This window comes from Treponema bryantii (assembly GCF_900111035.1).
Taxonomy (GTDB): domain Bacteria; phylum Spirochaetota; class Spirochaetia; order Treponematales; family Treponemataceae; genus Treponema_D; species Treponema_D bryantii_C.
Genome location: NZ_FOFU01000001.1, coordinates 550494 through 571164 on the forward strand (window position 1 = coordinate 550494; position 20671 = coordinate 571164).

Consider the following 20671-nt stretch of genomic DNA (forward strand, 5'->3'; position numbering starts at 1 on the left):
ATAACAAGTCTGATATATGGACTTTCGATTTTTGGTGATTTCAAACATTTTCTTGCTTTGTCAAGATTCTTAGGTACTGTCTCAAAAAATCCAACCCAACGATACAAATTACAATCAAAATATTCAGTTCTCAATACTTGCATCTCACCCCTCCACAACAGATTCTTTTAATTTTTTCATAAGTTCATTAACTTTCTGAATTACAATCTGAGGTTCATCACCACCGATATTTCTATCCCACATATCATTAGCCATATCGATTAGTGCCTCTCTGATTTCTTCGATTTTTTCACACTTTGTTTTGTGCATCCAATTTTCTTCAAGGGTTTCAAGATTCTTAATAATCTCATCCATTAGGCAACCTCCTCGAAGAAATCTTCGTAGAAGATTCGTGTTCCTAAGAACTGAACGTAGAGACCGTCTTTGCAATCTCTAACAACGCGGTCAAACACATACTGTTTTCCGTTGTACTCAACGTCAAACCTTACTGTGTTTCCTTCGTAGAACTTTGAAATGTCACATTTGATTTTCATTTCACATACAAACGCTTTCATTTCCATACGTTTCTCCTTGCGGGGCATTTGCACCGACTTAATTTATTTATTACTCGAAGTCTGCTTCGGGATAATATTCTTTTACAATTTCAGTTACGACTTCTTCGTAGAGGTCGCAGGCTGGGTAGAAATCTCCATCGCTTTCGGATAACTTACATTCAGTTTCCACTACATCGATTACTCCATCCATCAACCAACCTTTTGCTTCGTTTGCGTTATAATCTCCGAATTTCATATCACCTTCAGAGCCATAACTTTCAATTTCCTTGATTTGTTCTCTTACTGAATTAGTGATTATCTTTCTAAGTTCTTCTTTTCTTGACTGCTCCATTTGGTAGCCTCCTTGCTTTTATTCGCACGTGCGAACTTACTTTGTTCTTGTTTTGATTCAAGTTATTTTTTAATCTATGATTCTATTATAGCAGATTATAGCAGATTGTCAAGCGAAAAAAGAAAAATATTTTCTGTTTTTACTTGACAGATTACTCATACTACATTACATTAAAGGTATGAATGTAGATAAACCAAAAATTAACTTCGGAACTCGCGTTGACGAACTTCTTACAATGCGTAACATTTCTGCAAGAGATTTCTATACAGCAATTGGTATTGCACCACAAGCATATTACGATTGGAAGAAGAAAGACCAAGTTCCGTATGCAACGACCGCACTTAAAGTAGCAAACTACTTTGGAGTTACAGTTGAGTATCTGATTACTGGCGAAACAGATAACCCACTTCAGAAAAAAGTCGAAGAATTACAAAAACGCAATTTGGAGCTCGCCAACAAACTGCGTGTAATTGCTGACGAACTCGCTACTTCTTAGTTCTTTTCAAATGAGTCAAATGGTAATAGCCACATTCCTTGCAGTAATATTTTCTGCAGGGAATGGTTTTACCACGATGATTCCACTTAAAATGAGTATTTTTGAAATAGTGGATCTGCTCGCCAGCCTCTCGTTCTGTATAACATCTTTTTCCTGTAGCGTTGCAATAAGTATAAACCTCACTCACAATGAGTCTCCTTGAACCATTTGTTATAAGCGTCATATCTGCCTTGAATTGAAAGTAAATCTATTTCTTCTTTACTTTCTTCACACCAATTCAAGAACGCAAACCACAAACCGCAACAATTCGGCTCACTACAACCACAACGATATACACAATGAGGTACAAGGACATCTGCTTCAAGAGGATATACTTTTGAAAGTTCAATCTTAAAATCCTCTGCCAACAATCTTGCCTCATCAGTAGCCTTTCGACACAACCTCTTGCGAAAAGAATCAATCAGATTCTGTTCGTTTGCCCAACCGATATAATCAACTGGCGCATCCTGTCGCGCAGCATTTCTGTCGTAGTCGCCCTGTCTATCGTTTCGCTGACTTGAGATAGTTTTTTCAAACTTATGTCTGCTCCATTCAGTTGAAACCCAATATTTTATATTATCCCACTTCCAATAAAACTCTATCTGACGTATTGGAGAATGTTCAGAAATAAGCAACTTCTTCTTAAACTCCACAGAGGCTTCATTATCAGTGAACTCCTTTCGCATTGAACTTCTACAGCAATTTTTAATCAGTTTCCAATCTACTATGGATTTTAGAAAGTGTGTCATTTAATACTCCTTTTACGTTATCATTTTCTTTAATCATTTCTTCCGCAAGTTCTTTCTTTCCAATATCTCTACCTGCATTAAAGGCTCGTCTTGCATACAAAGCATCTTCTTCTCCAATAGGCTTCCCATATGCTGATTCATACCACTCCTCGAAAGTTGTCATTCAATACCACCTCTCTGAATCAAACCACTTACCTTTTCTTGTGCCTGGCGCTTTACTGCCTCCGATTCAACCTGTTTTATTTTTGACTTAAGTCCTTTAAGCATAGAAACAAGACTGTCGCAATAAACACAAAGTTCATCGGAATCAGCCTCAAAGTCATCAACATTTTTTGCAAGTTCATTAAACACTTGGAATATTCCGCTATCGTGAAAATAGTTTCCAATAGGTGTGTTTTCAATCTGTGATAATTTCATTATCTGTCCTCCCTAAATAAATAACCGTCCTCTGCAGCGATTCTATAAAGCACTTCAATCAGCACCGAAAGTTCTTTTGTATTCGCTGTTGCTATACTTGCAGGAATTGTCTTTCCTGTTGTTGAAAAAGGAATCTCTATCGCTCTCCAAAGACCTTCATCCATAGCGCGATACTTAACTACTTCTGCAACCTCTTGTTTTGTCATTCCGCGGAATCTTCCGTATTCAGTACACATAGCAAAAAACTTTCCAAGTTCCTTTTGTGTCTTAGGCTTATACGGCGGTGATAACTCAACTTCAACATACGAATTATATTTCTGCTGACACCAAGAAATAATATCATTTATAGATGTCTTCAGTGCATGTTCATTTATTTCAAGTAAAAGCATTCCGTCTTTAACAGACCAGCTTTCAACCCTCATCACTGCCATCGCTTTTTCCATTACCCACCTCAATTACAAAATAAATTTTCCCACACACTTCAAGTCTGCGGATCTCGCCAATTTCATAATATGAATCCAAAATCTTAATCATTACTTTTTTATCAGCGTCACCACCGTGCCCAATATCCTGTAACTTATTTGTCAGTTTTTGTATTATCATTTATTTTTACCTCAACTTCTTTGAACTTTAATTTCAAATCATTCTTCTCAACTCTCACTTTTGTAAGTTCTCCTTCAAGAATATCAACGATAATTTGTTTTATTTTACCTTGGTTTTCAAAGAAAATTTTATCAGTGATTCTATCAAGAGGCAGGTTCTTACCTTCCTGCTCATATTTATACTGTCTAATTCCATCTGTAACACAACCAAGCATTATATCAATAGGTAAATCAATTACCCGAGAGAGTTCAGTCTCATTGTCTTCTAAATCTTTGATAGATTTATACAGCCTTGTAATTTTCTCATATTGATTTTCAGTCATTACCACACTCCGTTTTCAATTACTTTATAGATATTTGCGAACAAACGACCTTTTACGCGGTCCACTTCTTCATAGAGTTCCAAGATATTCTTCTTAAAATCTTCAATTGCATCCTCTTTTGTTTTTCCGTGTCCTTCGTGCCCGAACATGTCAATGCTTATTGCGATGTCAGATGCACAATGAAACCCAGCCCTCCAACCGTCTTTTTCTTCGGTTACTTCTATTTTCAATTCTTCATCCATTACTTATTCTCCTTAATTACAATTCTTTCGTGCCACGGTTTTTCCATTGGCAGTTCTATTGTCAAACTTCCACGCATTTTTCTTTTCTGCTTGAAGTGTTCCTTTCGGTCTTTCTTCTTTTGATTTTTACTTCGAGTATCTGGAAACAAATCATCAATAGAATCAGAACGAACTACTGGCTGACCGTTTAAGGTGATTTTCCAATCATTCAGATTCATTTCTTCTTCCTTTTCTGGATATACCAAATCAATTCAATAATCAAAACGAAAACAACAAACATTCCGATTATCACAAACGGATGCTTAATCAAAAACTCCATTTGTGTAAGGTGGATATAATCGCTGATTATTTGTTTCATTATTCCTCCTAATACATAGTTGCAGTAATTGTATTACCTTCTTTCAAAATAAGTTTTCCTTCTTTGAAATCAACATCATCCTTAATTACAGTCCACAAAAGATAAGGTGTCATCACTCTTTTATTTGCAATCCAATTTTCAATACGTCTGTAAGCAAGAAGATTTGGTTCACCGTCTTTTTCATAAATACAAGAAAGAAGTTCTTTTGGAAGCAACGAACTTAAAGCGTCAATATCTGTAAGTTCATCAAAAGACTTTTCTATATCTTCATCTTTTATAGGATCGTAATGGTTCATCATTATATCCTTGAGAAATCCAAGAGAATCTTTTGTTACTACATCCATAAGTGCCTGTGGGTCTTTTATTTCAATTACACCAAAAGTACCGCCATTCCATTTAGCACCTTGTTTTGTAAGTTCTTCTTTTGTTCTTGGAAACATTTCATTATTACCGTAAATCTGCACACCATTTACATAAAATCTGTTACTCATTGTAATTTCTCCTCAATCAATTTCTGCAATTCATCCAACTTATCAGCATTACACAATCTGATAATCTCGGCTTTCAAATCGTCATCGTACTTGATGTAACGGTGTCGCAGAACTTCCATTTTCTCCAAGTCCTGCTTGTGATGTTCCTCAAGCCAACCTTGATAACTGATTAAGTTATCTCCGTACTTCCATACGTTGTGATGTTTCCAATGATGCTTTGAACATTGAGTGTATGCGTTTGGCGGATAAAACCTTAATGCAGGATTCGAACCAACGGTAAAGAAGTGACTACACTCCAATTGACCGTAGCAAGGCTCGTAATCTTTTATCATACATCTGCAATCCCTTCTTTTGATTGCGTTATTAAATGCTGTCTGAACTTTTTCAATAGGTATCTTGTGTCTGCGCATTTTCTCCCTCGTTTTTCAAATATCCTTCAACATCTGACACAGCCTTCAATTTTTCAATAGCAACAGAGAATACAATCTTAGGTCTGTAATCTTCGGGATATGTAAACCGTTCGTACTCTCGTTTACAATACGCAACTCCTGCCGCTTGAAAACCTCCATTATCAACCAACACTACTGGAAGATGACCTTTCTCAAAATCTTCCCACTTTGGAAATATCAATCCTTCCCACGCAAATGAACAATTTGACTGCAACCATTCAGGCTTATTTGAAACTTCTACATAACAACCCATTACAATTCCACTCCTTTTTCCATTTTTTTCTGTAAGCTCTTTTACGACCGCTTCGTGCATATCATTTGCTTCATTGTCTATATATCCTTTTTTGTGCAACTTCAAAGCACCATTACTTTCAAAGAATATTTCTCTTGAAACATCAGCATCTTTATACTCACCACTTGCATCATCAACATAAAACGCCATTGTTTCGTAATGTCGTTTAAGACCTATTTCTTCAAGTTTTCCATTCAGATACATCGCTCCGACAGTAGAAACAACAACTTTTATATCACCACATTCAAGAAGTGTATTTCTTCTGAACTTACAACTCTCCGCACATATAAAATGCCCTGCCCAACCCCTTTCTGTTCTTTTGACTTCCATTACGCAACCTCCTTTAGTTCGAGCCATTTATTCATAACTGCCTTTACCTTTGGACTTGGAAGACAATTACCTCTGTCGTGTTCATCTGCATAGAACTGTCCGATTTTATTGCCCTTAAACAACTGTGCGGTAGCAATCGGTTTTCCGTTCTTTCTGATAAACACAAGTACACATTTTTTATTGATTACATCCGAAACATAATCACAGGCAATTAAACATTGATGTAGCACATCTGCCTGTTCTTTGATTTCCTCAACCGTTTCTGGAACATATACACAATAGCCGTCTATGTCCATTTTGTACTTGAGCCATTTCTTTACAGCCTTTGAATACTTCTCTTGTTTAATCTTAAGTTTCTCAATTGCTACAAGTTCCTTAATACGATTTATTTCCTCGCGAAGTTCATCGTGCTTTTTCTGCAAGTCTTTCGGATAAAGCCAATACTCACTTTTAATATCGTGTGTACTCTCTTTAAGCATCTTGTAGTAATCTCGATAAAGGAACACAGTCCTAGAATTAAGTTGCCCGATTTTCTTTAGATACTTGTATACATCGTACCTAACCTTAGAATAGATAAAACAGAAATGATGATACTCTGCATACTCTTCTTCTGACAGTTTGTATTTCAGAATTGTCTGAATCTCGCTTAGATTAAGTCTCTTACTGCTTTCGTGGGTTCGGATATAATTCACGATCTCCTTGCGTTTCTTTTCTGTCTGTTTCCAAAATCTCAAGTTCAATGCTACGCACTCAAATCCTGCAGAAAGTAGAAATTCAACTTCTTTATGTTCTTTCCAAATACGCAACGCAATCATTGTTTTTGCAAGAGTTGATTTCCACTTGTTGAGAACCCACTTAAACTCTGGATATTTGCTTAATATCACGGCGCGGTCTTTTTCAGAAATAATATCAGAATACCAACGGAACACTTTCACTGTTGACGCATCTCCCCACTTTTCTAAGTTCTGTTCAAAAGTACAAGTTCCATTGTTGTATAAAGAAACGACATCTTTCGGAAACGCAACTCTATATCCACTATACCCATTGTAGTAGAGATTTCGACACTCGCTATCACCGTTTTCCCATTCACGATAAATGTCGAGTTTGCGGTGGCTTTCTGCTTTTCTCTTTGGATATGCGGTTACTATACGAACAACTTCACCTTTGACAATTTTAAGGCGGTCTGAATAATCACATACATACATATCAGTCTCCTAGAAAAAGTCAAAGAACAACTGACCATTGCTGTCTTGGGTTTTCTTGACAACTGATACGTCTTTCTTTTCTACAACAACTGGCTCTGCCTTAGTCTTAATTTCTGTTACAACTTTCTTTTCTGCCTCTTTTGGAAGAACCTCAAGGTAATAATCTCTTGCCCACTTAAATACAATTGCATATTCAATCATTGCACATTGACCTACTGCCTTTTTTCGTGCTTCAGATGTAATGTACTTAAAACAATCCTTAATCTTGCTCGGAACATATAAAGTACGAAGTGCTTCGTCTTTCTGAATCTGTTCCTCCAAGTAACGTTTTACCACTTCTTCCTGTGGATTTAATTTTTCATCAGCCATTAAATAACTCCTTAAGCGTTTTCGATTTCACTCCATACGGAATGATGCAGTTTCTCTCCGACTTCTGACAACGCATAATGTCGGAGACTACCCTGTTTCGCGGTAGTAGTTTAGCCTCGCTGTCGCCGTGGGAAGGTGTAGCGACAGTTTTACTGCGACAGCAGGATTCGAACCTGCGGAATAAAAGACGTTGCCTTACCGCTTGGCTATGTCGCAGAGAACGGCATCAGACTGTGTGGGAATCTGAATTGGGGACAGAACACAGTCTTAGCCGATATGGAAGTGGCGAGGACTTGAACCTCACTCGGATTTGTACACAATCCTATACCAATTGGCTACTAACCCACTTCCGAAAAGTTTTACATATTTACCAAAATCACCGCAATTATCATCGCAGTCATAAATCCACAACAGAAACTCCAAAAACTAAACACCATTTGTGGATTCTTCTTTCTTCGATATATTTTTCTATCACTCATTTTCTTTTCCTCCCACTATAGAACCCCCGAACACATCCAATAAAAATCTGAACCTGTTCGGGGATCTGATTAGAACGGAATGTCTTCAGGGAAATCGCTCCCAAAATCATTGTTCGGCTGATAACCAACGTTATTCTGCGGTTGCTGATTCTGTGGAGCAGGTGTAAACTGTGGAGTTCCACTCTGCTGATATCCGTTGTTCTGATACTGCTGATTCTGATAACCATTCTGACTATTCTGTTGACCGTCTTTCTTGCTACCAAGCAACCAAACCTGTTGAGCATGAATAGCAATCTTTGACTTCTTTTCACCCGTCTGTTTATCTTCCCAACGCTCTTGTTTCAGAATACCCTCAACGAGAATCTGCTGACCTTTCAGAAGATATGGTTTCAAGTTTTCTGCAGTCTTGCCCCAAATCGAAATATCGAAGTAACTTACTTCGTCAGCGTAACTTCCGTCTGGCTGTTTCTTACTTCTGTTTACGGCAATTGAAACATTTGCTCTCGCAGTTCCATTTCCAATATAACCGAAATCTCTTTCGTTACTTCCCAAGTCTCTTGTAAGACGACCAATCAATTTGACATCATTTAAGTCTGTCATTATTCCTCCTAAACAATTGCATACAATGTTACTTGACTCATCATAATAGCACCTTCGATTGTTCTTACCAATCTTTTATGAGCCTCCTCAAGTGGTGCTTCCTTATTTTCATTCGCCCATTTTTCGAATGTCTTAGCTGATACCTCTGCAAACTTTGTTATCATTTCTGACATGTGCTCTGCTTTTTCCATACTCTCTTTGTTTTCTTCTTCAGCCATTGGTAGACCTCCTTAATATCCACGCGAATAGGTAAAATAACTTTTTTCAAGACGTTTACGATTCAGTACAACTTCGGGTGTAGGTTTTAAGGTTTCATCTTTCTCCTGTATCTTTCTACGGCATCTTCCAACACTTTCGATTGTTGGGATTCCCATTTTACGATAACTTAAAAGAAAGTTTCTTGCATTCATTGTTGACAAATCTATGTTCATTTTCGCTAACAGATTGTCATACAATAAATCATCATCCCCTCTCGTAGCAGGTTTCTGCTTTAAGATTTCCTTTACAACTGGTTCTAACTCTTTAAGTTTAGTCATATTGCCCTCCCAAAATTAAGGCTTTTTGCACAACATCTAGTACCTTTCCACAGTTATTCAAAAAGTCGATAACGAATAACCACTTCAATAACATTTGCACCGCCAGCCACGGCTACCCATCTGTACACAGAGAACTTTCGACGAACCTTTTCTCAATGTTCCAATGAATTCATTACCTTTTAATTATTACTATACCTGTGTGTCTTTCCACACCGCCAATCCAATTTGCAGGTGGCTTTCGCCAATCTTGCTCGTCCGTTTTTTACCCACGCACTACAGGTATATTTTTCCCTCATACGAGGTACTTTACTGATTAAAATGTGAGTTCCTTCACAGAATACTCAATTCCAAGAGCGTTCATTGCAGCTTTCATTTTCATTACGTCACTTTCGAAACATCTGACTGTAATTATATACTCATTGCGCTGTGGTGCTTTTGGTTTTTCCCCTCTTATGCTTGAAAGTGCCTGGTCTGCAAGGCTCGCTATCTCTTCTTTTTTACCGAAGTCTATAGCCTCTTTTGCAAGTTCTGACTGCTGACGTTCGATTTTTTCGGAGTGCTCACGCTCGGCTCTCTCCCTTGCCTCACGTTCTGCAACTTCTTTCTGTCTTTTAAGTTCTTCACCGTATTTAAGAGTATCTCCGATGTTCAGAGTCATCAGATAATGGGCTTTCAATGTGTCCGCATTTTCCAATTGCTCGATTGATTTCAAGTCTTGGTATGTACGTGCAATTATCGAGTCCATTTCCTTGATGATTTCTGATTCTTTGAAAGTCTTGTTTAACCACTTCGGATTGAATACCTTTTCAAGCGGAAACAAATCAAACTTCTTGGTCTGCCAAAACAGTTCAATAGTTTTTCGTTTCTGCTCCTTCGCTTCATTGTCACGAATCTTTACGATTTCATCCAAAGCGTTACTTGCTGACTTGATTTTTGACTCAAGATTTTTACATCTTGTCTCGAAATCTTGATAAGGCTTCATCAGTTCTTCCATAAGGGCAATTCGTGACTTCCTGATTGTCTCACTTGCCTTATTTAATTCTGCCTTATCTTTTTTTGCGAGATCAGCATCGCCTTGATACTTTTCTGGGCGATAATCTTCAAGTCGCTTATCAACCATTGCTTCCAACTGACTGATATTTGTTTCAAGACTTCCAATTGATTTTTCTGTAACTACAAGGTCTAAGGTTGTTGTCGGAACTTCTTCTGTAATCACTTCTACGCCACTCATACAGCCACCTTAATACCTTTTGCATCTAAGTACGGATAACAGCGAGATAACTTATCCGCAATTACATTTTCATCATTTCCATTAAGTGCATCACGGCAAGCATTAAGAACTTCTTCTCTCATGTCGTTGCCATACTTTTCAACAATTTTCTGAAGTTTCGCTCTGTTATCACTTATTTGTCTTGCTTCTGTGAAGTTTTCTTCGGCGCGGTACTGTTCGGCACAAGTATCGTTTACTGGTCTTAATTCTTCATCAGATGCAATGATTTTTCCTTCGGGAAGTTCATCTTCTGCGTAAGGCATACCGCCCATTTCATCGGGGAACGCAAGTCGCATACCCTGTTCAATACAAACTTTACGCATCATAAATCTTGGCATTTTCTGCCATACAGGTGAACTCTGTCGAACTTCTTCAAGAAACACTGTATGTTCAAAAGGATGTTCCCAATCCTTACGCCAAATTGTAACTTTTGCTTTTGTTCCATCGTCATTTACTTGGCACTGCCAACCATTCAGTTTTCCTGTACGCTCTGCACGTTTCAGATAAACCTCATATCCAACGATGATGTTGAACTTGTTACCATATCCGACAGCGTAGATTTCACGCTTGAACGGATTCAACTTGTACAACTGACACAACTCAAGGAACTGTGTCTGATACTGTGGTGGCAACTGTGTTCCCATGTTCTGCAACCACTCAATTGCTTTTGCCTTGAAATCAATCTGATTATCAGGCATTACAACCACTTCATTTGCCATTAAATTTCCTCCTCATCATCTATAACTTCTATACATCGTTCAGTAATACCGCCGTATGTATAATTATTATCAAACCTTAAATACACTGGCATTGTCGGATTTTGAGATTCAAGTTCTTGAAGATAATCTCTCAATTCACTCACTGTCATTGTTTTTCTAATTTGATCTTGTGGATAACCTTCTCGATTAGTCTGAATAACTACTCTCTGCATATTAGTACCCCCAAATCAGAGCCATAACAGGCTTGCACTCGAAGTTTAATTTCTTATTTTTCTTGGCTAATTCATTTCGAACGGACTCAACTTTTTTCTCAAACATCGGATAGAAGAACATCAACATCTGCAACTTTTCTTTCGGCTTAATCAACCAATTGTTACATAACTTCTCAAGCATTATTTGGAACTTTTTGAACTCTGTTTCCTCTTTCATGTACATCAGCCAATCCAAGTAGTTTGTGTAACTGAACACACTGTCTGCTTTTCTGTCTGCCAACTTCTGTTCCAACCGTTTTCCTACTTTCGGTCTTTTAAGCATTTGCTCCATCTTACTTACGCTCCTTTGTTCGCACGTGCGAACTATCTTTTGTTTGTCTGTTTAAGTTAAAACTTACTTTATGATTCAATTATAGCAGATTCTTCTATATTGTCAAGTAAAAAAAGAAAAATAATTTCTGTTTTTACTGTTTTTTTGAATACTCGTATAGTTTCTGCTCAAGGTCGTAGACAGAGTTTACGCAAATTGCAAATCCGTTATTTTTATTTATTTTATCCAAGAACTCTTTTTGTTCTTCAGAAAGTTTTCCTCCTTTTTCTCTTTTACATTCGACAGCCAAGAATTGTCCATTCGGCAATATTCCCAAAATATCAGAACTACCTTTAAGACCGAATCTAATAAACCTGTTCCCAAGTTTTGCACAGCCGACATTATTTCGCCAAACAAAAAAACCTTGAAGTCTAAGATATTCCAAACAGTCTTTAAGTACTCCGTTTTCTAATCCTTCATTTTCGCTTATAAACACCTCTTATCATCAAGATTTTCGAGCTCTTTACTGCTTATATATTTCAATGCCCCTTTATGAACACAATGAAGTTTTCCACTGTTTATAAAGCGATAGATTGTTGTTACAGAAAGCCCAGATTTTTGAGAGGCTTTTGCCACGCTAATCAGATCCCACTCTTTTTCATTTGCTGAAATTAAAGACTGAACAAGTTCTTCCTGTCGTTTCTGTGCATCAGATATAATCCTCTTTTGCTCTGACAGTTCCTTGATTATTTCTTCGACGGGCATTTACTCTCTCCTTTCTTAAAAATACGGACAAGGATTTCTGCCAATTCAGAATCTCCAACAACTGCAAACTTTACTGAATCACTGAACATTTTTTCTGTAACTTTTGGCTCATTCATATCTCACCTAAAAAAAAGCCCCCAGAGTGCTCGATTCTCTGGGGTTGAAAAATATCACCTAAAATGTGGTGAAAGAACCGAGCAAACTTTCACAACACTTTACAAATGCAATTAACAATTGCTTACTCTTTGAGAATAAAATAAGATTTAATATTTGTAAAGTGTTTTATTAACAATTACTAAATATTTTTTGCTTTTTTGCCGATAATGTGTATAATACTTACTCGGTGGGCGGAAGGAGCATTTATGACATTTTGGGAACGTGTCGAACAAGCCCTTGAACAAAACAACATTACAGAAGCAGAATTGAGCCGAAGAATAGGCGTATCTCAAGCGGGAATTACAGGTTGGAAACAGCGCGGTTCTATCCCTAGGGCTGACGTTGCTATTAAAACTGCAGAGGTTCTGAATACATCAGTTGATTACCTTGTAAATGGTTCTCTTGATACAATGCACATCAAAAAGTCAAACACTTTTCTTGTGCCAATTCTAAATCAAGAGTTATCAGCAGGTAAAGGTGAGTTATTGCCTGAAGATGACATCGCTAACGGGTTAGTTCCGATTCCATACAGACTACATAAGGAGTTCGGAAATAATTTGGCTGCGCTGCACGTACACGGTGATTCAATGAAACCAACTTTGAATGACGGTGATATGATTGTTTGTGATTCTTTGGGTTGGGATAATTCAGACGGCATTTATGCAATAAGAATGAACGGCAGTGGTTTTGTAAAACGCATACAAGTTGTAGGACAAAAAATATTGGTTATATCAGATAATCCAAAATATAAGACGTTTGAAGAATCTGTTAATTCAGATGCTATTCAAATTATTGGAAAAGTAAGATTAGTGATACAAGCATTATAGGCTCAACGAACGAAGTGAGTTGATATTGTTAACCTATCCTTTCCTTACCTATCCTTAACTGGGTTACACATTGGTATACCAAGTTTTTGCTTATTTTAACTAACCTATACTTACCTAACCTTAACTGGGTATACCGCTTGGTATACCAACAATTTTAGGAGTTTTTATGATTTATTCGGGATTTAGATTAAGAGAATCTGCGGTTGAAACAATCGATTGTACTGATTTGGCAGTAATAAAAGTTCCGACAACAGATGAGAGTGGAATCCAAGTTCAGAGTATACACTTTCACGAAGATTTAAGAGGATTAATTTGGTTTGCGGATAGCCCTGTAAAAAACATAGACCCTAAACAGTTTGTAAACAAAATTGAAACAGAATCGGTCACTTTGGAGTTTACAATCCCTGGCTATTTAGAGCCGAGTATGATTTTCACAAGTGAGCCTGTCGAGTTCTCCGATTCTGCAGACGAACCTTTATTAGATGTAATGTATTATGACTTAGACCCACAACAAAAAGGCGAATACTTAAAGTTTCTTCAAAATCCATATGAGCATACAGACATAAGTTATCTGATGTTGCTTTATCACGGACTTGAAAGACATCTTTGGGAAGGGAATTGGCGGAAGGCTGTAAATGTCATTCTTAAATTAAGATATTTTCATAAAGATAAAATATTCTTAGACCGTTCTTGTCGCGCTTTATTACTTACAGCTATAAAAAAAGATTGTGGTGAGATCGCATTGGCGTTGATTGAACAGTCACACGGAACAAATATTCCGATTACAGAATATTTTCTTTGTGCATCAAGTTTTAATCTGCATATAACAAGTACAGAAATAGTTCGCTATGCGTCTTGGTTTGGAGTAGATTCAAAATTAAACAGAAATAAGATAACTGAAAATATTAAAAAACTTGTAGGAAGAGAGTATCTGCTTGTTTCTGATGTTCTCTCTGATGAATATATTCAGAATATGCCACTAAATCTTGTAAAGATATTTGATAACACATCATTACGAGATGCGGTCTGTTCAATTCCGTTATTTAATCAAGATTATAAAATGAGAAATATTATACAAAGCCTGTGTGAGCAAATGTGATAGCAATTAAAGGCTACTCATTCATTTTTACAGATAACCATAGATAATTTTCTTGACAAAATGATTATCTACACTTATAGTACATTCTGCTATCTGTGTAGTTGTTTTTCACACACTTAAATCTTGTAGCAATTCAAGTCTCCTCTCGGGTACTCAAAAGAGATTTTAGTTGCAGAAAACAAAAGGTTTTCTGCTTTTTTTTTGTCTGAATTATACAGCTGGTCTCCGATAACCGGATAGCCTGCCCAGGCTAAATGACAGCGAACCTGATGGCGATAGCCTTCGGTGATTTCGCAGATGGCTCTGGCGCGTGTATCAGAAAGTTTTGAGATTTCAATTTTTGTTGTATAGAGTTTAGATTTTCCAAGTTTTGATAGGGCTGCTTTTCCTGATTTTTCTGTTACAGGACGTACTTCTTTTCTGCCTTCTCCGTATGGACGGAAATATGAAGTTGCGGTGATAAGTGATTCAGATGTATCAGTTTTTTCTGAAGGGATATCTGGTGGAAATCCCCCTAACCTTTCTGCGTTGTCTTTTATTATATCACATTCTGCAGAATAGGTTTTGATAAAGCGGCCGGCCTGCTGTTCGGAAATCAGAAAATCATAACATTCCTGAGAAGCCGCAATAACCATAAGCCCGTTTGTAGCCGTATCGAGGCGGTGCAAAAGCCCGTACTCAATTGCCTTTTTACCGCAAACTGTCTTAATCTCCGGAAACATCGCAATCGCCTGGGACAGCGCGTTCTGAGTATCTTCAGAGTTCAGCGGAGCTGACGGCAAACCTTTTGGTTTGTAAATTATGAGAAACGGTTTTTCGGCTGTCGGTTTGTGTATGATTTCTATGTTCATTTTTTAACAGATTGCTTCGCTTCGCTCGCAATGACGGTGCGGTTGCTGGCAAGGACGGTGCGGTTGCTCGCAATGACGGTGCGATCAAACATCTTCCGAAGCTTCTTTTCAATTTCGATAAAGCGCGATGGCGTTGGTGTGCGGAATGTATGGTAATCACAGGGAACAGCCGCCTCTCCGGCCTTACCCGCGCCAGGCAGTTTAATTTTCAACTGAACTGAATGCAGCATAAGTGTTGCATTCGGGAATTTTGAATCCGGTTTGTTGTAAACACCGTCTCCAAGAATCGGGCAGCCAAGATATTTCATATGTACACGAATTTGATGAGTACGGCCAGTCTTAAGGCGGATACGCATAAGAGAATAATTACCGTAGCAGGCAATGCAGTGGTACAAGGTTCGTGCGAACTTACCATCTTCTGTATCTGTAACAGCTTTAAAGCGGTGGCGGTTTTTAGGATCGCGGATAATTTGAGTTCGGATGTCTCCTGTTCGTGCAGGAGGTCTTCCACAGCAGATGCAGATATATTCTTTTTGAAGAGATTTGTCTTTAAACTGCTTTTGTAAGAACTCTTCGCTATCACGGTTTTTAGCGGTGATAATAATTCCAGAGGTTTCCTTATCGAGACGGTGAACAATGCCAGGGCGGCGGCGCTCAAGAATCTCTGCAGCGCTTCCTTCCTTAAGCTGTTCAACAGACTGGCGGCCCCAGTGATACAAAAGCGCGTTTACGAGAGTTCCAGTCCAGTTTCCGCAGGCTGGATGAGTTACCATTCCCTGTGCTTTATTAACGACCGTAACATTATCATCTTCATAAAGAATCTCAAGCGGAATATTTTCTGGATCTATGTTATCAGGGATGTTGTCTTCCCATTGTATGTCTATCTGGTCGCCTGCTTTTACCTTTTGTGAAAGCTTAACTTTTTTTCCGTTTACAAGAATTTCAGTCACACCGCTTTTCAGTTTTGAGCGGTTCATACCGTTTGGGAGTGATGCTATGAATTTATCGAGACGTTGCTGTTCAGGAAAATCCTGTGGAACTTTTGCACTGAAAAAAGGCATTATTCTTCAATCTCCACAACATCATCAGAATCATCATTTCTAAAATCAGAAGGCATAGGAATTACCTGTGCATCTTCATCTTCAGAAATAGGAACAACAGCTATATCATCATAATTTACCTGTTGCTTTTTCTTCTTTGAATTTCTTCTTACAATCTGAACAATTAAATCTGTTAAGCCAATACCAACACAGATTCCAAGTGAAGTAAGAATAATTCCTTTCTGTTCATCTTTGGAAAAAGAAGAACTTGAGAAAATATCTGGTTTGTATTCTTCTGCAAAATCATTTTTAGCATATCGATAGGTTGAATAAGCAAGGGTCGCATCAAGAGTTACAAAAGGAAGTGCACCTATAGTAATGATCTCAAACCGGCGGATATCCTTTAAGGTCTGAGGAAGTTCATCATCTTCATATGGTTTTGGAGTAGTATCTTCTGAAAATACAGGTAAAGCTGTATTCAAAAGTAAAGAGAAAATCAGAATTTTTGCTATAAGCTTTTTTTTCATGATTTACTGTAATCCCTTTCTCCAAAAATTGCAGTACCAACTCTAACAAGTGTTGATCCTTCTTCTATTGCAATTTCAAAATCGCCAGACATTCCCATTGAAAGTTCTGTAAGTGAAAGACTTTGATAATCCTTACGCAGGCGTTCAGAAAGCTCTCTTAATGTTATAAAAGATTTTCTGATTAAAGCTTCATCCTCTGTAAAAGGAGCCATTGTCATAAATCCCTTGGGAATTACATGCGGGAAATCTCCATTGATGATTGCTTCTATTGATTCACGAAGTGCTTTTTCTGTTGTATAGCCGGATTTTGATTCTTCTCCAGTATGATATTCAAAAAGAATTTCGATATTGCGGTTAAGCTTTGCGCACTGCTTTTCAATTTCTTTAAGCAGATCAATGCGGTCTACAGACTGAATACATGAAGCAAACTCAACTGCTTTTTTTACTTTGTTAGATTGAAGCTGTCCAATCATCTGAACTTTAATTTCCGGGTGTTGTGCAATAAGCGGAGGAAATTTTTCTGAAGCTTCCTGTACACGGTTTTCGCCGAATAATAACTGTCCGGCTTCAAAAGCTTCGACTACAGCTCCTGCAGGATGAAACTTACTGACGGCCATCAGTTTTACAGCCCCCTGTGGACGTCCGGCCTTTGTTTCTGCCTGTTCTATTCTGTTTCTGATTTTTTCAAGATTATCTTTGATGCAAATTAGTTCACTCATTTTTCACCTTCGATTACATCTGAAAGTCTAAGAAGCTCATCGAGTGAAAGAACCTCAGCTCGTTTCATAATATCAATACCAGCTTTTTCAAGACAGCTTACGGCAAGGTCATTGTTTTTTAAGAACTGAGAAAGATTATTGCGGACTGTCTTACGGCGTGAACTGAAAAGTGCTCTCTGCATTTTTACAAACAACGCAGGATTTTTACAGCAAGGGAAATCAGCCTTTTTAGTAAATACAACTGCACGTGAATCTACATTTGGTTTTGGCCAGAAGTTTCCGCCTGAAAGATCAAGTAAAGGTTTTACATCATAAGCCCACTGGCACAAAGCAGAAAAAGATGAATAGTCTGCACTGCCCGGTTTTGCGCACATTCTCTGTGCAACTTCTTTTTGAACTGTAAATACACAGCGTTCAAAACGTACGTTATTTTCGATTGTATCTGCGATAATTGTTGCGGCAATATTGTATGGGAGATTTCCAAAGAAGCGGTCTGGCTGCCCTGCTTTTTCAAACTGTCCCTTCCAGGTTTTAAGGACATCTCCTTCTACAATATGGAATGTATTCTTTGCTGAATAGTCTTCAAAAAACTGACTGATAAGAGAAGCAAATCCGCGGTCGATTTCAAATACAGTAAGGTCAGATCCGCGTTCAAGAATTGTGTTTGTCATTGCACCAAGGCCAGGACCTACTTCCCAAACCTTGATTCCTTCTCCAACTTCCAGAGCATCTACAAGTCGTTTTCGGGCATCTTCATTTATCAAAAAATTCTGTCCGAATTTTTTTTGCATGGAAAAGCCGTTTATATCCAGTACTTGTTTGAGTTCAGCTGGTGAATTGTAGTCAGGATGCTTCAATTTAGACTCCGCTTTTAAGACAAAAGTTTGGTACATTGGAAAATAAATTCACAATGTAAGTAATGACAGTATACTGTAAATTTATAAAAATTCCACTAGGTTTTGAAAGGATTGGAAATATAAGGCTCAGTAGAATAAGAAGAAGTCCGCTGTAAATAAAAACTGTTACAAATGGTGAAACTACTGTTGCAGAAACAATTCCAATCGGACTGAACGCGCCAAAGAGTTTGAGTGAAATTGGTGCAGTAAAGGTTTGTGCGCCTGTGGCTGCAGATAAAGAAGATGCAATTGCCTTTGGACAGAACATTGAATAAAAACGTTTGAACAGATTTGCACTTAACAGGATTCCGGCTAATGCTCCGTACGATAAAATAAATGCTGAACTGTGAATATCCTGAGGACATAATGCGCTTTGTAATAAAAATGAAAAGCATAGAATTGAAAGTAAATCAGGCTTTTTAGCACCGGCTATTGTTGCTGCAATTGTAAGCAGTGAACATATAAAGGCTCTCGACAGAGATGGAGAAAAACCTGCGAACCAGACAAAGCCAAAAAGTGCTGAGATTCGAAGGATAAAGGTAAGTTTTCTGATGCCGGCTTTATTACCGAAAAACAGTGCAATTGCAGAAAACATTGAAAGATGCATCCCGGAGAGTGCCAGTATATGGGAAAGACCGGCGCGGCGGAAAGCTTCCTGTGTCGACGGTTCAGTATATTCGCGGGCCCCGCAGAGGAGCGCCAGGAGAAGGCCGCCTCCACTGCCCCAGCCATACATTAAGCGTTTGAAGTGAAGGCGGCAAAGGGCGCGGAGATGCTGGAGGCGGCCCCGCCACGATGAAGGCCACTCGTACGCGGTGCATTCGCGGATGTAGAATACATTGTTTGTGAGACGACCACGGAAGGTACAGTGACCGCCCGCTTCGTACAGAAATGCCTGGCCGCTGTGCTTCTTCTGTGAATCAGAAAATAATTTGCCTGGAGAATATGCTTCTGCGAACTCAGCTGGTAACATTATCTTCACTCGGCCCTTTGCTGTGGACTGGAAATTGCGGGCGTCTGCGGCTTTTTCTAATGAGAAGGTTGCACTGTAGTATGAGCCGTTTCCGGTTCTTGAAGGAGATGAAAGAATTATTCCAGTGATTTCTGTGATTTGTTCTGTTTTAATCAGAGCGCGTGGAGCTGTTCTATCCGGGATATTAAATAATCCCGAATAGAAAATAAAAACGCAAATAAGTGCTGAAAGGAATACAGGTTTCTTAAAATAATTTAATGAACTGTTTACTGCCATCTGAGTCCTGACAGTGCTTCTCTGGCAGCAGTCAGAACCGATTCCTCATAATTAAGATAAGTTACAGCAAGCAGTGAATCAAATGCAGCCTTGTCGCCAATAGCACCTAAAGTATTGATTACAGCCAGTACGATTTCAGAAGCAACTGCGCTTCCATTTTCGGTCCGGCCATTCAATTCTTCAAGGTAACTGATTAACGGAGAAACAGCATCAAGCGGAGAAATATTTCTGAGCGAGGTAATTACAGTCTTAAACTGTTCTTCATTCATATTCTTTTTCTCATACAGCTTTTTTGAAAGTGCAAAGTAAGAAAGCGCTGTTGACGAGGCGCGAGTCCAGTTATTCTCACTTAAAATATTAAGTGCAGTAAGCTGAACATTGATATTCTCTGAAGAAGTTCCCGAAGAATTTTCTACTAATAATATAGACTCACTTAGAACATTTTCGGCAATTTCACAGAGATTTTTTTTGGAAATTTGAGAATTTTTTTGTGAAAGCTCAAATATAGCAACAACCTTCTTCATATCTGAGCTGTTTATGAGTTTTAACACTTCTTCCATTGCATTTGGAATAAGTGCTATTGTTGTCTTTTCGATTTCCTTTTTATACGCACTGTAAGAATTATCATATAAGAAAGCGTATAAAATTTTAAAGGATTCTTCATTTCCAATAGATTCAAGTGCAGAAATACAGGCTTTAAAAACTCCGCTGTCTGCACTCTTTATTTCTGTAGTTTTCAGATAACTGTTAAGAAGTGCTGTAAAAGAAAATGTTGGAATACAGTCTTTAAGAGCAACTATCTTTGAAATTACGGCAATCTGAACTGTGCTGCTTTTGTTGAATTCTGTAAACAGAGAAATAAAATTATCAGTAAGAATCTGCTTTTGAGTATCTGTCTGTTTTTTTACAGTTTCTGGAGAATAAGATAAAACTGCTGCTACAGCAAGTCCATCGAGATCTCTGTCATTTCCAAGGGTTTCCTTATTTTCAAGACAGAACGCAACTGCCTTTTCAGATATCCAGTCTGATTCAGCTCCCTTTGCTTCACGAACTGCTGCTGTCTTATCAGCTAAATTTCCCTTAATAAATTTAATTTTACTTGTCTGTGCAAAGAGTGTAAAAGTTACGGTTCCTAAAATAATTAGACTTATAATTCTTTTCATAATCTC

The 20671-nt window shown here is 38.0% G+C and carries 37 protein-coding genes, 1 tRNA gene and 1 pseudogene; 3 read left to right on the forward strand and 36 right to left on the reverse strand.

The genetic code is table 11. The features are described 5' to 3' along the window. Positions 1-144: 144 nt before the first annotated feature. Genes BMY21_RS02680 through BMY21_RS02690 form a run of 3 tightly spaced genes read right to left on the reverse strand, consistent with a single transcriptional unit; the run spans position 145 to position 885 of the window. Entirely contained in the window at positions 145-354 is a 210-nt protein-coding gene (locus tag BMY21_RS02680) for a hypothetical protein (RefSeq protein WP_074640647.1), read from the reverse strand. After that, the gene (locus BMY21_RS02685; RefSeq protein ID WP_074640649.1) at positions 354-560 is read right to left on the reverse strand and encodes a hypothetical protein; all 207 of its coding nucleotides are present in this window, start codon (positions 558-560) and stop codon (positions 354-356) included. Before BMY21_RS02685 ends, BMY21_RS02680 begins: the two co-directional genes overlap by 1 nt. A gap of 43 nt (positions 561-603) precedes the next feature. Further along, on the reverse strand, positions 604-885 hold the full coding sequence (locus BMY21_RS02690) for a hypothetical protein (RefSeq protein WP_074640651.1): 282 nt from the start codon (positions 883-885) through the stop codon (positions 604-606). 178 nt (positions 886-1063) lie between these two features. Here BMY21_RS02690 and BMY21_RS02695 point away from each other — a divergent pair, with 178 nt between their 5' ends. Beyond that, a complete protein-coding gene (locus BMY21_RS02695) occupies positions 1064-1381 on the forward strand; it encodes a helix-turn-helix domain-containing protein (protein ID WP_074640652.1) in 318 nt (105 codons plus the stop codon). Here BMY21_RS02695 and BMY21_RS15635 read toward each other — a convergent pair. The 26 genes and pseudogenes from BMY21_RS15635 to BMY21_RS16020 all read right to left on the reverse strand — a co-directional run bounded on the left by BMY21_RS15635 (position 1371) and on the right by BMY21_RS16020 (position 12254). Beyond that, positions 1371-1568 (reverse strand): hypothetical protein, encoded by a 198-nt coding sequence (locus BMY21_RS15635; RefSeq protein ID WP_143064149.1) that lies wholly within the window; start codon positions 1566-1568, stop codon positions 1371-1373. The two genes, BMY21_RS02695 and BMY21_RS15635, sit on opposite strands and share 11 nt — an antisense overlap. Next, positions 1561-2106 carry a hypothetical protein gene (locus BMY21_RS02700; RefSeq protein ID WP_218141022.1) on the reverse strand — a complete coding sequence of 182 codons (546 nt, stop codon included), beginning with the start codon at positions 2104-2106 and terminating at the stop codon, positions 1561-1563. The genes BMY21_RS15635 and BMY21_RS02700 overlap by 8 nt, the downstream gene beginning before the upstream one ends. Positions 2107-2125: 19 nt before the next feature. Further along, positions 2126-2332, reverse strand: a complete 207-nt coding sequence (locus BMY21_RS02705; RefSeq protein ID WP_074640656.1) for a hypothetical protein — start codon at positions 2330-2332, stop codon at positions 2126-2128. After that, the gene (locus BMY21_RS02710; protein ID WP_074640657.1) at positions 2329-2586 is read right to left on the reverse strand and encodes a hypothetical protein; all 258 of its coding nucleotides are present in this window, start codon (positions 2584-2586) and stop codon (positions 2329-2331) included. The genes BMY21_RS02705 and BMY21_RS02710 overlap by 4 nt, the downstream gene beginning before the upstream one ends. Continuing rightward, complete coding sequence (locus BMY21_RS02715; RefSeq protein ID WP_143064150.1) at positions 2586-3029, reverse strand: hypothetical protein; 444 nt, start codon at positions 3027-3029, stop codon at positions 2586-2588. Before BMY21_RS02715 ends, BMY21_RS02710 begins: the two co-directional genes overlap by 1 nt. A 134-nt stretch (positions 3030-3163) precedes the next feature. After that, a complete protein-coding gene (locus BMY21_RS02725; RefSeq protein ID WP_074640662.1) occupies positions 3164-3511 on the reverse strand; it encodes a hypothetical protein in 348 nt (115 codons plus the stop codon). Continuing rightward, the gene (locus tag BMY21_RS02730; RefSeq protein ID WP_074640664.1) at positions 3511-3753 is read right to left on the reverse strand and encodes a hypothetical protein; all 243 of its coding nucleotides are present in this window, start codon (positions 3751-3753) and stop codon (positions 3511-3513) included. The genes BMY21_RS02725 and BMY21_RS02730 overlap by 1 nt, the downstream gene beginning before the upstream one ends. Further along, positions 3753-3971: a hypothetical protein gene (locus BMY21_RS02735; RefSeq protein ID WP_074640666.1), complete on the reverse strand. Its 219-nt coding sequence runs from the start codon at positions 3969-3971 to the stop codon at positions 3753-3755. Before BMY21_RS02735 ends, BMY21_RS02730 begins: the two co-directional genes overlap by 1 nt. Then, on the reverse strand, positions 3968-4111 hold the full coding sequence (locus tag BMY21_RS15775) for a hypothetical protein (protein ID WP_177177703.1): 144 nt from the start codon (positions 4109-4111) through the stop codon (positions 3968-3970). The genes BMY21_RS02735 and BMY21_RS15775 overlap by 4 nt, the downstream gene beginning before the upstream one ends. Before the next feature lie 8 nt (positions 4112-4119). Further along, positions 4120-4602 carry a hypothetical protein gene (locus BMY21_RS02740; RefSeq protein WP_074640668.1) on the reverse strand — a complete coding sequence of 161 codons (483 nt, stop codon included), beginning with the start codon at positions 4600-4602 and terminating at the stop codon, positions 4120-4122. After that, positions 4599-4721 (reverse strand): hypothetical protein, encoded by a 123-nt coding sequence (locus tag BMY21_RS16015; protein ID WP_256210227.1) that lies wholly within the window; start codon positions 4719-4721, stop codon positions 4599-4601. The genes BMY21_RS02740 and BMY21_RS16015 overlap by 4 nt, the downstream gene beginning before the upstream one ends. Before the next feature lie 12 nt (positions 4722-4733). Continuing rightward, positions 4734-5012 (reverse strand): annotated as a pseudogene (locus BMY21_RS16120) (recombination protein NinG); the annotation flags it as partial. Beyond that, positions 4987-5673, reverse strand: a complete 687-nt coding sequence (locus BMY21_RS02750; protein WP_074640671.1) for a hypothetical protein — start codon at positions 5671-5673, stop codon at positions 4987-4989. The gene BMY21_RS02750 and the pseudogene BMY21_RS16120, both read right to left, overlap by 26 nt. Further along, a complete protein-coding gene (locus BMY21_RS02755; RefSeq protein WP_074640673.1) occupies positions 5673-6878 on the reverse strand; it encodes a PcfJ domain-containing protein in 1206 nt (401 codons plus the stop codon). The genes BMY21_RS02750 and BMY21_RS02755 overlap by 1 nt, the downstream gene beginning before the upstream one ends. Before the next feature lie 9 nt (positions 6879-6887). Beyond that, positions 6888-7247, reverse strand: coding sequence for a Cas9 inhibitor AcrIIA9 family protein (locus BMY21_RS02760; RefSeq protein ID WP_074640675.1), 360 nt, complete (start codon positions 7245-7247; stop codon positions 6888-6890). 152 nt (positions 7248-7399) lie between these two features. Further along, a tRNA-OTHER gene (locus tag BMY21_RS02765) sits at positions 7400-7463 on the reverse strand. A gap of 332 nt (positions 7464-7795) precedes the next feature. After that, a complete protein-coding gene (locus BMY21_RS02770) occupies positions 7796-8326 on the reverse strand; it encodes a single-stranded DNA-binding protein (RefSeq protein WP_074640676.1) in 531 nt (176 codons plus the stop codon). 8 nt (positions 8327-8334) lie between these two features. Then, positions 8335-8544 (reverse strand): hypothetical protein, encoded by a 210-nt coding sequence (locus tag BMY21_RS02775; RefSeq protein ID WP_074640678.1) that lies wholly within the window; start codon positions 8542-8544, stop codon positions 8335-8337. Positions 8545-8556: 12 nt separating this feature from the next. Beyond that, positions 8557-8862 (reverse strand): hypothetical protein, encoded by a 306-nt coding sequence (locus BMY21_RS02780; protein WP_074640680.1) that lies wholly within the window; start codon positions 8860-8862, stop codon positions 8557-8559. A gap of 313 nt (positions 8863-9175) precedes the next feature. After that, positions 9176-10093 (reverse strand): DUF1351 domain-containing protein, encoded by a 918-nt coding sequence (locus tag BMY21_RS02785; protein ID WP_074640681.1) that lies wholly within the window; start codon positions 10091-10093, stop codon positions 9176-9178. After that, positions 10090-10851, reverse strand: coding sequence for a RecT family recombinase (locus tag BMY21_RS02790; RefSeq protein ID WP_074640683.1), 762 nt, complete (start codon positions 10849-10851; stop codon positions 10090-10092). Before BMY21_RS02790 ends, BMY21_RS02785 begins: the two co-directional genes overlap by 4 nt. After that, positions 10851-11063: a hypothetical protein gene (locus tag BMY21_RS02795; RefSeq protein ID WP_074640684.1), complete on the reverse strand. Its 213-nt coding sequence runs from the start codon at positions 11061-11063 to the stop codon at positions 10851-10853. The genes BMY21_RS02790 and BMY21_RS02795 overlap by 1 nt, the downstream gene beginning before the upstream one ends. 1 nt (position 11064) lies before the next feature. After that, positions 11065-11394, reverse strand: a complete 330-nt coding sequence (locus BMY21_RS02800; protein ID WP_074640686.1) for a hypothetical protein — start codon at positions 11392-11394, stop codon at positions 11065-11067. A gap of 133 nt (positions 11395-11527) precedes the next feature. Beyond that, positions 11528-11869, reverse strand: coding sequence for a VRR-NUC domain-containing protein (locus tag BMY21_RS02805; RefSeq protein WP_083379643.1), 342 nt, complete (start codon positions 11867-11869; stop codon positions 11528-11530). Further along, positions 11860-12138 (reverse strand): helix-turn-helix domain-containing protein, encoded by a 279-nt coding sequence (locus BMY21_RS02810; RefSeq protein WP_074640687.1) that lies wholly within the window; start codon positions 12136-12138, stop codon positions 11860-11862. Before BMY21_RS02810 ends, BMY21_RS02805 begins: the two co-directional genes overlap by 10 nt. Continuing rightward, positions 12120-12254 carry a hypothetical protein gene (locus BMY21_RS16020; RefSeq protein ID WP_256210228.1) on the reverse strand — a complete coding sequence of 45 codons (135 nt, stop codon included), beginning with the start codon at positions 12252-12254 and terminating at the stop codon, positions 12120-12122. The genes BMY21_RS02810 and BMY21_RS16020 overlap by 19 nt, the downstream gene beginning before the upstream one ends. Positions 12255-12500: 246 nt before the next feature. Between BMY21_RS16020 and BMY21_RS02815 the strand changes: the two genes are divergently transcribed. Beyond that, positions 12501-13121, forward strand: coding sequence for a LexA family transcriptional regulator (locus BMY21_RS02815; protein WP_074640689.1), 621 nt, complete (start codon positions 12501-12503; stop codon positions 13119-13121). Positions 13122-13287: 166 nt separating this feature from the next. Then, on the forward strand, positions 13288-14220 hold the full coding sequence (locus tag BMY21_RS02820; RefSeq protein WP_074640690.1) for a hypothetical protein: 933 nt from the start codon (positions 13288-13290) through the stop codon (positions 14218-14220). Positions 14221-14336: 116 nt separating this feature from the next. Here the strand turns inward: BMY21_RS02820 and BMY21_RS02825 are convergent, their stop codons facing one another. From BMY21_RS02825 to BMY21_RS02855, 7 genes are read right to left on the reverse strand one after another with little or no spacing between them, the layout of a single operon-like run. After that, the gene (locus tag BMY21_RS02825; protein WP_074640692.1) at positions 14337-15071 is read right to left on the reverse strand and encodes a pseudouridine synthase; all 735 of its coding nucleotides are present in this window, start codon (positions 15069-15071) and stop codon (positions 14337-14339) included. Beyond that, positions 15068-16132: an RluA family pseudouridine synthase gene (locus BMY21_RS02830; protein WP_074640694.1), complete on the reverse strand. Its 1065-nt coding sequence runs from the start codon at positions 16130-16132 to the stop codon at positions 15068-15070. Before BMY21_RS02830 ends, BMY21_RS02825 begins: the two co-directional genes overlap by 4 nt. Continuing rightward, positions 16132-16638, reverse strand: coding sequence for a DUF8521 domain-containing protein (locus BMY21_RS02835; protein ID WP_074640695.1), 507 nt, complete (start codon positions 16636-16638; stop codon positions 16132-16134). Before BMY21_RS02835 ends, BMY21_RS02830 begins: the two co-directional genes overlap by 1 nt. Then, complete coding sequence (locus BMY21_RS02840; protein ID WP_074640697.1) at positions 16635-17357, reverse strand: YggS family pyridoxal phosphate-dependent enzyme; 723 nt, start codon at positions 17355-17357, stop codon at positions 16635-16637. The genes BMY21_RS02835 and BMY21_RS02840 overlap by 4 nt, the downstream gene beginning before the upstream one ends. Beyond that, positions 17354-18214, reverse strand: coding sequence for a 16S rRNA (adenine(1518)-N(6)/adenine(1519)-N(6))-dimethyltransferase RsmA (gene rsmA, locus BMY21_RS02845; protein WP_074640699.1), 861 nt, complete (start codon positions 18212-18214; stop codon positions 17354-17356). The genes BMY21_RS02840 and rsmA overlap by 4 nt, the downstream gene beginning before the upstream one ends. A gap of 1 nt (position 18215) precedes the next feature. Next, a complete protein-coding gene (locus BMY21_RS02850) occupies positions 18216-19502 on the reverse strand; it encodes a ComEC/Rec2 family competence protein (RefSeq protein WP_074640700.1) in 1287 nt (428 codons plus the stop codon). Continuing rightward, complete coding sequence (locus BMY21_RS02855) at positions 19493-20665, reverse strand: HEAT repeat domain-containing protein (protein WP_074640702.1); 1173 nt, start codon at positions 20663-20665, stop codon at positions 19493-19495. Before BMY21_RS02855 ends, BMY21_RS02850 begins: the two co-directional genes overlap by 10 nt. Positions 20666-20671: the final 6 nt, after the last annotated feature.